Here is a 13,373-nt window from a genome sequence, read left to right as displayed (position 1 = left end):
TTAGGATCAAATTTGAAAATTTTTAAAATTTTGATGCTTTTTGCTACGGTGCTGTTCGCCTTTTCTCCACAAAAGCTAGTCACTGACGCCAGGAGCCAGATCGGCGTTACGATCTATTACGATCCCTCATACTCCAGCCTTGCCTATCCGATGGGCGATGTGGAGATCTCAAAAGGCGTGTGCTCCGATGTGCTGGTGCGAGCCTTGAGACTTCAAAATATAGACTTACAAAAGCTGATACATGACGATATGGCTAAAAATTTTAGCTCCTATCCTAAAAAATGGGGTCTAAAAGGAACTGATAAAAACATCGATCATCGCCGTGTGCTAAACATCGCTACATATCTAAAAAGGCGAGGACTTGAGGTGAATGACGATACTTTCATGCCAGGAGACATACTCACGTGGCAGCTACCGGGTAATCTCCCTCACATCGGCATCGTCTCCGATAAATTTAACGGTTCTACACCGCTTATAATCCACAATATCGGCTCTGGGACGCAAGAGGAAGACATCTTGGATCGCTTTAAGCTGACTGGGCATTTTCGGATAAAATGAGGGAGAAATTTTATTTTTTTATACGACTATGGCTTTATGCTATACAATGGAATTTGGCTCTGTTTTAAAAAGTGCTGATAGCCTTAAATGAAAGCTTCGTAAATCTTACTTGCTCCACAAAGTGCCGAACATATAGCACGAAATTAGCGGTCAGCTTACGCTTCCCTTAATTTCGGCGGCAATAGTGTCGCTGCATAAGATTTGACTACGCTAGAACATTTAAATTTTTTAAAAATCAACACTTTATCAGAAAGAAGCCGAATTTAAATGACGGCGGGCTTTGCGTATTATTTTGCTAAAAGATTAGAAATTAATAAAATTTTTGGCAAAATTACCGTTTAAAATTTAAAGGAAAATAATGTTAGAAGTTAGAGGTTTGACACAGAGATTTGCCAGTAGCTTGCTGTTTGAAGATGTAAATTTAAAGCTAAATCGCCACAACAGATACGGACTGATCGGTGCGAACGGCGCCGGGAAATCGACATTTTTAAAAATTTTAAGTGGCGAGATAGAGCCTACTAGCGGCGAGATCGTGATAGAAAACGGTCTTCGTGTGGGTGTGCTTGGTCAAGATCAGTTCGCGTTTGAAAATTTCAGCCTAAAAGATGCCGTTCTATATGGCAACAAGCGCCTTTACGACGCAGTTAAAGAAAAAGAAAAGCTTTATGAGAGCCCTGAATTTACAGACGCCATAAACGACCGACTAAGCGAGCTTGAGATGATCACCGCAGAGGAGGATCCCACATACGAATACGAAACCAGGATCGAGAAAATTTTAAGCTCACTGGGACTAAATGAGTTTGATAAATCTATGAGCGAGCTTGAAAATTCCGAAAAGGTCAAGGTCCTTTTGGCGCAAGTGCTGTTTCCAAAGCCTGATATTTTGTTTTTGGACGAGCCGACGAACAACCTCGACATCGACGCCATCGCATGGCTGGAAAACGAGCTCAATCACCACGAGGGAACGCTTGTAGTTATCAGCCACGATAGGCACTTTTTAAATCGCGTCTGCACGCATATTTTGGATGTGGATTTTAAGAAAATCCGTGAATTTTCGGGTAATTACGACGACTGGTATATGGCGGCGAACCTCATCACCAAACAGCACGAGATGGAGCGCGACAAGAAACTGAAGGAAAAAGAGGAGCTAGAGCGGTTTATCGCGCGCTTTTCGGCAAATGCGAGCAAAGCCAAGCAAGCGACCAGTCGCGCCAAACAGCTTGAAAAGCTGGATATCGCCGAGATCGCAGTATCGAGCAGACGCGATCCTAGCATACTTTTTCGCACGAACCGCGAGATAGGAAACGAGCTCATCGAGATCAAAAATTTAAGCAAGAAATTTGACGATAAAGTCGTCTTTGATGGGCTAAATTTCAAGCTTGAAAAGGGTGATAAGCTCGCCATCATCGGCCATAACGGTGTTGGCAAAAGCACGCTTTGCAAGCTAATAACCGGTGAGCTGGCCCCAGATGGCGGCTCGGTGCATATCGGAGCGACTATCGAGCTGGGGTATTTCGCGCAAGATACCGTAAATAAAATCACCAGCGATCTAAAGCTTTATGAATACTTGCAAGATGCTAAAAACAAGGATATCGACGAGATCAGAAAGTGCCTAGGGCGCATGCTCTTTAGCGGTGCCGAACAGGAAAAGGCCGTGGGCGCTTTAAGTGGTGGCGAGAAGCATCGCGTCAGGCTCGCTCAGCTCATGCTGCATCGTCCAAATTTACTCGTGATGGATGAGCCAAACAACCACCTAGACCTTGAAGCGATCATCGCACTTGGCGAGGCGTTTTATAATTTTAACGGAAGCGTCGTATGCGTGAGCCACGATAGAGAGCTGATCGACGCTTTTGCAAATAGAATTTTGCACTTAAAAGGCGATGGCGAAGTGGTTGATTTTAGAGGCACATACGAAGAATACCGTCAGAATTTAGGACTTGAGGATTAAACTTTCATTTACAATGCCGTTTTGAAAACGGCATTTTCTGCTATAAAATCTCATAAAAGTATCACCTTTGTATCAGAATTTTATCATTTGCTATTTATGAGTGCTAAAATTTAGTTTATTTTGTATTAATACTCTTTAAAATTTAGATGTGAAACTTAAAAAAAATATGAAAATCACAAGATTAGTGTGACTTTTTAGTAATAAAAACGTTACTATTTTATATCTATAATAATTTTTTCGACCAATAATATAAAATATAGCTTAAATTATATTATTAATTGTCTCTAAAAACATTGCTAAACAAGCCTTACCTGAAAAACTTAAACCACAAATTAAAAATTAATCTTTGAAATTAAAAAATAGTTTATAATTCCGATAACAATTTCTTATAAAGGAGAACCATTATGGGTACTAGAAAAGAACACGACTTCATCGGCGAGCTTGAAATCTCTAATGATGTCTATTACGGTGTGCAAACATTCAGAGCACTTGAGAATTTCCATATGAGCGGACGAAAACTAAGCGACTATCCTTATTTTATAAAAGCTTTCGCTCAGATCAAAAAAGCTGCGGCTCTTGCAAACAAAGAAGTCGGCGTTTTAGAGGCTGCTAAAGCAGATGCGATAGCTAAAGCTTGCGATAGACTCATTGCGGGCGAATTTAGAGATCAATTTGTCGTAGATATGATCCAAGGTGGCGCGGGAACCAGCACGAATATGAACGCAAACGAGGTCATCACAAACGTCGCGCTTGAGAGCATGGGGCATAAAAAAGGCGAATATCAATACCTTCATCCAAACGACCACACAAATTTAGGTCAAAGCACGAATGACACTTATCCAAGCTCTATCAAAGTAGCAGCTTACGCTAAACTTACCGATTTGCTTAAAGCTATGGAGCTTTTAAAAAGCGAGCTTGAGGTAAAAGCAAAAGAGTGGAAAGATGTCATCAAAATGGGTAGGACAGAGCTGGAAGACGCCGTTCCTACGACACTTGGCAACACATTTAACGCTTTTGCCACTTACATCAAAAGCGACATCGAAAAGATCACTGCTGCACGCGAGTCAATGAGATATCTAAATATGGGCGCGACTGCGATAGGAACAGGTATCAACTGCCATCCTGACTATAAATTCGTAGTCGAGAAAAAGCTATCTGAGATAACCGGAGTGAAATTTGAAGCTGCGGATGATTTCATCGCAGCTACACAAGATACTGCGGACTTCGTCCATGTAAGCGGTGCACTAAAAACAGCCGCCGTTCGCCTTTCAAAGATAGCAAACGACCTTCGTTTGATGAACTCAGGCCCAAGATGCGGACTTGGCGAGATAAATTTACCTCAAATGCAACCTGGTAGCTCTATCATGCCTGGTAAAGTAAACCCTGTCATCGCAGAGGTCGTAGGCGAGGCTTGCTATGAGGTCATCGGCAACGACGTGACTATCATGCTTTGCAGCGAGCGCGGCGAATTTGAGCTAAACGCATTCGAACCTGGTATCGCTTATGGACTATTCAACTCTATTTGCATACTTGAAAACGCAATGAAAACGCTAGCTGAAAAAGCCATCAAGAAACTGACTGCAAATCCTGAGGCTTGCCTAAAATCAGTCCTTGGCTCAGTCGGTATCGTCACAGCATTCAACCCGCATATCGGATACGAGAAATCAGCAAGCATCGCTAAAGAGGCACTTCAAACAGGCAAAGCCGTAGGTGACATCTGCCTTGAGAGAGGCTATTTGTCAAAGGCTCAGATAGATAAAATTTTAGAGCCAAAAAATATGCTAAATCCTAGCATGAGTAAAGACGACATAGGTAAATAAAATTAGTTATAAAATTTAAGGATTTAATTTAAGTTTTATACTGATTGTAATAAAATCCTAATCATAAAAGCATTGAGAGCCACCCAGCTTTCAATGCTTGAGAGTTTAAAATTTTTAAAATAATTTTTTAAAAGGAGATTCCAATGGATATAATGCTGATTTTACAGATTATAGTCTTGTTTGGAGGTATTTACCTAGGCGTCAGGCTAGGAGGTATGGGTATAGGTTACGCCGGTGGTCTTGGCGTTATTATTTTGTCCTTGTGCTTTGGTATGAAGCCGGCAAATTTGCCTTGGGACGTCATCTTGATCATCGCATCAGTCATCTCGGCTATCACGGCTTTGCAAGTTGCAGGCGGACTTGATTATTTGGTTCAGGTGGCAGAGAGAATTTTGCGTAAAAATCCAAAACAGATCAACTATCTAGCACCGACTGTTACTTATTTATTGACAGTATTTGCAGGTACCGGACACACTGCGTTTTCTATGATACCTGTCATCGTCGAGGTCGCAAAAAGCGAAAATATAAAACCTTCCGCTCCACTTGCGCTTTCAGTCGTTTCATCTCAGGTAGCGATCACTGCTAGCCCGATATCGGCGGCATTTGTCGCGATGAGCGGTCTATGTGAGCCACTTGGTGTGAATTATCCTATGTTGCTTTTCATCTGCATATCTACTACATTCGTTGGCATGCTCATAACTGCATTCATAGTAAATATGTTTTATGATTTGGACCTTTCAAAAGATCCTATTTATCAAGAAAGACTTGCAAAAGGTCTTGTCAAAGAGATCAAGGGGCATGAGGAAAAGGAGCTTTTACCTTATGCAAAACGCTCTGTCGCGATCTTTGGTATCGGCGTTTTAGCCGTCGTCATCTACGCTTTGGCTATCTCAAAGAATGTCGGACTTATCAACCCGGTCATCCTTGGTAGAGATGGTGCGATCATTAGCTTCATGCTTACTATTGGTGCATTCATCGTTATGCTTTGCAAAGTCGAGACAGGCAAGCTACTTTCAACTAGCACTTTCCAAAGCGGTATGAACGCGTGCATCTGCGTGCTTGGTATCGCATGGCTAGGCAGCACGTTTGTCGGCGGACACGTTGATGCGATCAAAGCCGTGGCATCTGAATTCGTAAAACAATATCCATTCGTTTTGGCTGTCGTTTTATACTTTGTCAGTGCGCTTCTTTATTCACAAGCCGTTACTACAAAAGTCATGATGCCTGTCGTCGCGCTAGCACTTGGTATGACAAGCCCTGAAAATTCAGGTCAAGTTTGGATACTAGTCGCTTCATTTGCAGCTGTTTCAGGACTATTCGTCCTTCCTACATATCCTACCACTCTTGGTGCGATAGCGATGGATGACACAGGAACGACAAGAGTCGGAAAATTCGTATTCAACCACTCTTTCTTTATACCGGGCACTATAATGGTCGCAGTTTCAGTTGCGTTAGGCTTTATAGTAGCACCTATACTTCTATAAAAATTTTGACCGAGATGCTTTCTCGGTCTCTTTCTTTAAATTTTACTTGGCTCTATTTTAAAAAGTGTTGATAAATTTCTCACTTACAGCTACGAACAAGCGAAGCGAAATGTCGCCGAATTCTATTTAGCTTGCTAGGGCGTAGTAAAATTTTAATAAATTATTGACACTTGCTTCACTTCTGCTTTGCAGTTGCGAACGAAGTGAAGCAAAAACCATACTCTCTCCGCAAGACGCCGAACATATAGCACGATTTTTTCTGCTTCGCGTTGCTTGCAGCTTTTCAAGACGCTTCGTTGCACTCGCAACTGCAAGCAGACCGCGGTCAGCTACCGCTTCCCTGTCCTCGTAGCGAAGTCTCGTTACGAGTGCGTAGCACGAAGTAAAAATCGGCGGCGGCGATAGCGTCGCTTCACAAGGCTTTTACTCGAATGCTGTTCGCATTCTCCTGCTTTGAAATCTGAAAATCAATGAAATATTGTAACAGAGCCAAAATTTTAAAACCCAAAATTTCATTAAAAATCCTACTTTTTGATAGCCTTTATCTCAAAATATAAAATATAAAAATTAAACTTTATATTTAAGCAAATTTTTACCTTATTTTTACGCAAAGATAATAAAATGCCATAAAATATCAAGGAGGGAGAGATGGATAAATCTAGACGAGATTTCCTGAAAATCGGTGCGGGTGCTAGCGCTCTAGCGACCTGTCTTACGCCCGGAAGCCTCGGTGCAGTCGGTGCCGGTGCGCTAAAGGGCAGTGAAAATTTCACACCAAGCTTTTGCGAGATGTGCTCTTCGCGCTGTCCTATCGAGGGTCGCGTGGTCGATGGCAAAAACATCTTCATACAAGGCAACCACAAAGTAAGCGGGACAGCCACGTCTGTTTGCGCTCGAGGCGGCTCAGGGCACAACCAGCTTTATGACAAAGAGCGTATCGTAAAGCCTCTCATACGCGCAGGCGAGCGAGGCGAGGGCAAGTGGCGCGAGGCCAGCTGGGACGAGGCGCTTGATCTAGTCGCAAAAAAGATGCTCGAGATCAAGGAAAAATACGGAGCCCAGAGTTTTGTCTTCACTGCAAAATCGAGCCAAACTCATAAGCTAATGGTAAATTTCGCCAGTAGCTACGGCTCGCCAAACTGCTTTTCACACTTTTCTTGCTGTCCGATCACATATCAAATGGTGTGCGAGCATATGTATGGCAAGCCTAAGCTTAAGCGCGACTTTGCAAACGCAAAATATGTTGTGAATTTCGGGCACAATCTCTTTGAAGGCATCGTTATCGCTGATGCTAAAAAGCTGGCGAAATTTGCCGACAAAAAGGACACCAAGCTACTCGTGCTGGATCCTAGATTTAGCGTAGTGGCCTCAAAGGCGGACGAGTGGCTGCCTGTAAAGCCCGGCACCGATATCGCCTTTGTCATGGCGCTTATCAACACTTGGATAAAAAACGGCACATACGACAAGGAGTTTGTCGATAAATTTACGATCGGCTTTGATAAGGTCGTGGAAAACACCAAAGACACCACGCCGCAGTGGCAAGAGGCGATCACCGGCATACCAGCCGATACGGTGGAGCGCATAGCGGCTGAAATTTGGGCTGCAGCTCCGCGCGTCATCATTGACTTTGGACACAAGACGACCACGACAAAGGCCGAATATATGCGAACGCGCGCCATAATGACGGCAAATGCGATGATGGGCAACTGGGAGGTCAAAGGCGGCTTGTTTGGCGGTAAAAACGCAAAGACTTTCAACAAACTGACCGGAACGAGCGACTTTCCGGAGCTTAAAAATATGGACGAGCCGTTTAAAGTACCTAAAGTGACACGTCTCGATCACGCAGGAGATAGCGGGAAGCATAAATTCGTCAGCCGCAAACACGGCGTTTTGATGGATATAAACGAGGCGATACTGAGCGAAAAACCTTATCCTATAAAGGGCTGGTTCAACATCCGCTTCAATCACCTAATAAACGTCGCAGGCACCGATAAAAGCGTAGAGGCGCTCAAGAAGCTCGATTTCATCGTGGTTAGCGACATCTATCTAAACGATATGGCTACCTATGCCGACGTCGTTTTACCGGAGAGCACATATCTCGAGCGCGACGAAGGCATCGAGGACAAGTCGGGCCTCAAGCCAGCATACATGATACGAAATAAAATAGTCGATCCAATAGGCGACACCAAGGATGGCGCAGGCATATTTAGAGAGCTTGCGCGCAGGATGAAGATAGATGAGCTTTATACATGGAATGACATGCGCGAGTGGCGTATGCAGCAGGTAAAAGGCAATGTCGAACTCTTAAGTGCGCTAGAAAAAGACGGTTATGTCACGTGGAAGGTACCTGGAATTTTATTTAGAGAAAAGGCTCTTGTTGATAAATTCGTGGAGAAATTTCCAAACGCAGCGCAGTTTGTAGGTGAAAATGGCCTCATGGACGGGCTAGCAAAGCTCGCTACAAAAAGCGGCAAGATCGAGCTTTTTAGCGAGCAAGTCGAGGTGGAGTTCCCTGGATATGGCTGTCTAAATACAAAAGATATCGACGTCTTTGACGGGCATGAGCTTTGCCTGATGAGCGGTAAAACGCCGGTACATACAAACGGCCATACTCAAAACGTGCCGTTTTTACACGATCTAATGAGTGAGTCTCCTATCTGGATACATCCAAATACCGCTGCTCGTAAAAATTTAAAAGATGGCGATGAGGTCGTTTTGCAAAACAAATACGGCAAACAAAAAGGCAAGATCATGCTCACTCAGGGCATCAGAGAGGACACGCTGTTTGTTTATCACGGCTTTGGCCACGTGACACCGGGCATGAGCCGCGCAAACGGGATCGGCGTGAATTCCAGCGTTCTTTTGAGCCCCGAGGAGGGGCCGGTGGCCGCTACGATGGTGACAAATGTCGGCGTGGATATACTTAAGGCGTAAAGGGGAGAAAAATGAAAAAATACATGATGATACATGATGAAAATTTATGCATAGGCTGTCAGGCGTGCTCTGTGGCTTGCAGGAGCGAAAACGGCGTTCCTAACGGCGTTTATCGCTTGCAGGTGCATTCAAAGATGAGCGGGGAATTTCCAAATTTAAAGCTTGACTTTATCCGCCAAAGCTGCGTGATGTGCGAGGATAGCCCTTGCGTGGACGTTTGTCCGACGGGAGCTAGTTTTAAGACGAAAGAGGGCGTCACCTTACTAGATCACCGTATCTGTGTGAGCTGCAAATACTGCATATTAGCCTGTCCTTACGACGCTCGCTTCGTCGAACCAAAGACAGGCGAGATAGGAAAATGCACGTTTTGCTACGAAAACAGACTCTCTAAAGACGAGCAGCCTGCCTGCGTCAGCGTTTGTCCGACGGATGCGCTGGTCTTTGGCGACATAAACGATGAAAATTCTGAAATTTCAAAGCTCATGAAAAACAAAAAGGTCTATCTGCCAAAAGCCGAGTTTAAGACTCATCCGCAGCTTGCGATGATAGCTAACCGCAAAGGAGGAAGCCATGAATAACATGTGGGGAAGCATGACTCAATACACTGAAATTTACTGGCCGTGGCCGATAGCCTTGTATCTATTTTTGGCGGGGCTTTCTGCGGGTGCGATGATGGTGGCGATAAAATATAGATGGAAATTTATAAATTTAGCTCAAATTTCAGCCGGCTCTCGCTTTGACGCTTGCTTTAAGGCTGCAGCCATCCTCGCGCCGCTAGCGATCATAACGGGACTATCGCTTTTGGTGCTTGATCTTGGTAAGCCGCTTAGCTTTTACTGGATACTTTTAAAGTATAATTTCACCTCCGTGATGTCTATCGGCGTCGCGTTGCTTTTAGTCTATACGCCGCTTGCTTGCGTGTATTTGCTGGTAGCTTTCGCACCGCAGGTAAAGAGGCTAAATTTCGTCTTGCCGGGTAAAATTTCAGATCTGCTGATCGGCTCTGGCCTGGTAAAATTCATAGAAATTTTGCTTTTTGTCCTGGCTATCGGAGTTGGCGTATATACGGGCTTTTTGCTAAGTGCCGTGCATAAAGTGCCGCTTTGGGATACTTGGGTGCTACCTGTGCTGTTTTTGGTATCCGGTTTTAGCTCTGGTATCGCAGCCAGTGTGCTTTGCGGTATGGCCTTTTTTAAAGAGGACGTAGATAGGCACGTGGTTTCAAGCTTGCTTAAATTCGATCTTTTTGCGATAGTTTGCGAGATCGCGCTTCTTGGCGTGCTATTTGCTATGATGTTTAACGGCGGCGAAGTCAGCATGAAGGCGGCAAAAGAGGCGCTTAGTGCAAACTACCTGGCATTTATCTTTTGGATAGGCGTGCTTGGCGTGGGACTGATTTTACCGATATTAATCGACTTCACTGCGTTAAAAGGACACGCTTTTAAGCCTGCCGTGATAGTTTTTAACACGTTTATTGTAATTTGCGGCGTAATTTTGCTAAGATACTACATAGTTTATGCAGGGCAAATTTTTACGGGGGCTTAAAACTTGAAAATTTTACTTTTAGAGGATGATTTACAATTTTGCGAAAGTGTCTGCGAGTATTTGCAGACACTAGGCTACGATGTCGAATGCGCCAGCGACGGACAGATGGCCTGTGATCTGATAGCTAAGAATTTTTACCATCTCTTCATACTAGATATCAAGGTGCCGCATCTTAGCGGACACGAGGTCATAAAATACATAAAAAGCCTAAATTTAGACACTCCTATAATGATAATGACCTCGCTTGTAGATATAGACGATATGGCGATAGGCTACGAGCTAGGATGCAACGAATACCTCAAGAAGCCTTTCGAGCTTGCCGAGCTGAAATTTCGCGTGGGCGAGCTTATGAGGAAGTATTATAGCGTGGATGATAAAAACATCGTCAAACTAAACGGCGACTTCGACTTCAACGCGAATAAAAAGACCTTGCATCATAATGGCGTATTGATCGAGCTAAGCGCCAAAGAGATCGAGCTCGTGCAGTGCTTGGTCGCTCATTTGAATACCTACGTGAGCATGGAGGATATCAGAGAGCAAGTCTGGGGCGATAAAGAGATAGACGGCGCCGATATCCGCATGCACGTGCTAAAGATCCGCCAAAAGACTTCAAACGACTTTATCACCTCAAAAAGACGAGTCGGTTACCGCATAGATGCAAAAAAGCTTTAAAGTCCCGATATTAGCGACATTTATCATAATGGCGCTATTTGTCTTTCAAAGCTTCGTCATCTTAAATTTAAGCCAAAAAGATGAGACCTCTAAAAATCTTTTTGGCCTCATAAAACACGAAAAGCGCATAAGGACGCTGTTTCTAGGCAACGAGAGCATGCCAAGCTCGCTTATCTACAAATACGCGATTTATGATCAAAATTTCACCCCTATCGTTTCAAACCTGACGATGAAACCTAAAGATTTTAAATTTATAGTGCTGGAGCAAGACGGATTTTTGTTTTACAAGAGCTTTTTTGTCAAAGACAAACAGCCTTACTACATCGTGATCGCCCAGGAGCAAAGCCATAAAAAGATGCTGTTTTTGACCGCACTCATGCTGACTTTGATACTAACGGCGGTGTCATTTATACTTTATGTCTCCTACCTTGGTAGCGTCAAGCCCTACAAGGACGTGCAAAAATATATGAACAACTTCTTTAACGACGCCATGCACGAACTAAAAACGCCTCTTGGCGTGGCCGGGATAAATTTGGAGATGCTGGGGCTTGAGAACAAATATACAAACCGCATCAAAAATGCGCTTAAGCAGATGCAAATAACCTACGAAGACGTGGAATACTTCATAAAGCGCGGATATATAAAATTCCCAAAAGAGAGGCTGGATCTTGGTATGTATGCGCTTGAGCGAGTCAGGTTTTTAAGAAGTGTCGCCGGGGCTAAACATATAAAACTCATCACCGACATAAAAGACGGCGTATTCGTGCTCATAAGCAAGCTCGCCGCCCAGCGCATCATCGACAACACCATAACCAACGCCATAAAATATAGCCCGCAAGATACGCAAATTTTCATAAATTTAGCTCAAAATGGCGATACGGCCGTGCTTAGCGTGCAGGACTTCGGCGAGGGCATAAAAGACACCAAACGTATCTGGAAACGATACGAGCGCGAAGATGAGGTGCAAGGCGGCTTTGGACTGGGGCTCAACATCGTCTCTGAAATCTGCAAAAAAAATGACATCGCCTATGATGTAAAGAGCGTGCCCGGCGAGGGCAGCACATTTTTTTATACGTTTAAAATTTTAAAAGATGTTTCTTGAAATTTAAGCGTAGTCAAATTCGCTTACTCGCTACTTGCGAGCGAGACATCTTAAAACAGCTCCTCGGCGTGCAGATAGTTTTGCGATATGTTGCGCTCTTTGGTGTCCGTGTTTATGTGAAGCACGTAGTATCCTATCCTCTTTGAGCTAGCGTCGATGAGAGGCACCATGCTAAAATAGTGCGTCTTATACGCGTAAAAATCAGTCTTTTCAAAGTCTATGCCGCGCAAAATTTCGAGGATATTTAAATTCGCGCTGTTTAAATTTTCTATGTAATAGTCTTTTAAAAGATCGTCATTTGGCCCCGGCTTGTGCGAGATGGCTTGGTTTTTGTCAAGCAACACGAAAAGGTCGATGCCTTGCTCTTTGAAAAAATTCCCCAAATGCTCGTAGTTTAGTAAAACCTCGACACTGCCGATGTTTTCGCCCTCGTATGCTACGCTTGAGACTGCACGCATATAAACGCCCGCCACTCCAGCCTCTATGCCGGCGACTGGTTTTTGCTTTTTTATGGCTTGGTTTATCAGATAGCGAAACGACGTCAGCGTGTCGCCAAACTGATTTGTATCCCAGCTTCTTACGTAGCTTTTAAGATCTTTTGTATGCAGATGAATTTTTATATTGTTATACATCGAGACCGCGCTTAGCGTATTTACGATGTTATTCACGTTTTTTATACATTCGCCCCTGTCTAAATTCAGCAGGCATTTTTGTATGCTGTCGTTTTGTCCTAGCAGCACTGCTATCGCCATAGACGAGAGCTTTGCGTCCTCGATATTTTTGTTTAGCTGCTTTATGTGATAGTCAAAAAAGCTCTTCATATTGCTTTGCTGCTGCTCTTGCTCATAAGAGCAGTAGAGATCATAAAGCAGTCCAAATACCAAAAATACGATGAAAACGACTATATAAGCGACCTTGTTTTTCCTAAAATTCAGCAAAATTCATCCTTTAGCTCGGTGGCTAAAATTTTTGCAAACCGCTCAAACTGCGGTAAATTTAGCGAGCTTTCGCGTTGCACCTCACCCCAGACGCTTTGTGGGAAAAATTTATCGTCTTTAAAACGCGCGATGACATGGATATGCACGTGCGGGACGTAGTTGCCAAAGCTTGCGATATTGATCTTTGTGGGTTTATAAAATTTCAGCATCGCCCTTTCGGTCATCATTATCGCTTCAAACAGATGCGCGCGTGTTTGCTCGTCGCAGTCGCTAAGCTCCTTAAACGGCTTTTGGGTGAAAATTTTGACCCAAGGCAGTTCACTCGCCTCTTGCTCTACTTTTATAAATTCGTCTTCATAGATCATTTTGCAT

The 13,373-nt window shown here is 43.8% G+C and carries 11 protein-coding genes; 9 read left to right on the top strand and 2 right to left on the bottom strand.

The features are described 5' to 3' along the window. The first annotated feature begins 12 nt into the window (after positions 1–12). The 9 genes from CCVT_RS07145 (at position 13) to CCVT_RS07105 (ending at position 12,063) form a co-directional block, all read left to right on the top strand. Entirely contained in the window at positions 13–558 is a 546-nt protein-coding gene (locus CCVT_RS07145; protein ID WP_018136162.1) for a DUF1287 domain-containing protein, read from the top strand. Between the two features lie 358 nt (positions 559–916). Further along, positions 917–2,506: an ABC-F family ATP-binding cassette domain-containing protein gene (locus CCVT_RS07140; protein ID WP_018136163.1), complete on the top strand. Its 1,590-nt coding sequence runs from the start codon at positions 917–919 to the stop codon at positions 2,504–2,506. A 404-nt stretch (positions 2,507–2,910) separates the two neighbouring features. After that, complete coding sequence (locus tag CCVT_RS07135) at positions 2,911–4,326, top strand: aspartate ammonia-lyase (protein ID WP_018136164.1); 1,416 nt, start codon at positions 2,911–2,913, stop codon at positions 4,324–4,326. A gap of 143 nt (positions 4,327–4,469) precedes the next feature. Continuing rightward, a complete protein-coding gene (locus tag CCVT_RS07130; protein ID WP_018136165.1) occupies positions 4,470–5,810 on the top strand; it encodes an anaerobic C4-dicarboxylate transporter in 1,341 nt (446 codons plus the stop codon). A 648-nt stretch (positions 5,811–6,458) separates the two neighbouring features. After that, a complete protein-coding gene (phsA, locus tag CCVT_RS07125) occupies positions 6,459–8,744 on the top strand; it encodes a thiosulfate reductase PhsA (protein WP_018136167.1) in 2,286 nt (761 codons plus the stop codon). 11 nt (positions 8,745–8,755) lie between these two features. Continuing rightward, entirely contained in the window at positions 8,756–9,322 is a 567-nt protein-coding gene (locus tag CCVT_RS07120) for a 4Fe-4S dicluster domain-containing protein (protein WP_018136168.1), read from the top strand. Continuing rightward, a complete protein-coding gene (nrfD, locus tag CCVT_RS07115; RefSeq protein WP_018136169.1) occupies positions 9,315–10,289 on the top strand; it encodes an NrfD/PsrC family molybdoenzyme membrane anchor subunit in 975 nt (324 codons plus the stop codon). Before CCVT_RS07120 ends, nrfD begins: the two co-directional genes overlap by 8 nt. 3 nt (positions 10,290–10,292) lie before the next feature. Then, positions 10,293–10,961 (top strand): response regulator transcription factor, encoded by a 669-nt coding sequence (locus CCVT_RS07110; RefSeq protein WP_018136170.1) that lies wholly within the window; start codon positions 10,293–10,295, stop codon positions 10,959–10,961. Further along, a complete protein-coding gene (locus CCVT_RS07105) occupies positions 10,945–12,063 on the top strand; it encodes a sensor histidine kinase (RefSeq protein WP_018136171.1) in 1,119 nt (372 codons plus the stop codon). The genes CCVT_RS07110 and CCVT_RS07105 overlap by 17 nt, the downstream gene beginning before the upstream one ends. A gap of 50 nt (positions 12,064–12,113) precedes the next feature. Here CCVT_RS07105 and CCVT_RS07100 read toward each other — a convergent pair whose 3' ends face one another. Both CCVT_RS07100 and CCVT_RS07095 read right to left on the bottom strand, forming a co-directional pair. Then, positions 12,114–13,001: a cache domain-containing protein gene (locus CCVT_RS07100; protein ID WP_018136172.1), complete on the bottom strand. Its 888-nt coding sequence runs from the start codon at positions 12,999–13,001 to the stop codon at positions 12,114–12,116. Beyond that, positions 12,995–13,366, bottom strand: a complete 372-nt coding sequence (locus CCVT_RS07095) for an HIT family protein (protein ID WP_018136173.1) — start codon at positions 13,364–13,366, stop codon at positions 12,995–12,997. Before CCVT_RS07095 ends, CCVT_RS07100 begins: the two co-directional genes overlap by 7 nt. Positions 13,367–13,373: the final 7 nt, after the last annotated feature.

Origin of the sequence: Campylobacter curvus, assembly GCF_013372125.1 — a bacterium.
Taxonomy (GTDB): Bacteria; Campylobacterota; Campylobacteria; order Campylobacterales; family Campylobacteraceae; genus Campylobacter_A; species Campylobacter_A curvus.
This window is presented reverse-complemented; position numbering and strand designations above follow the sequence as displayed.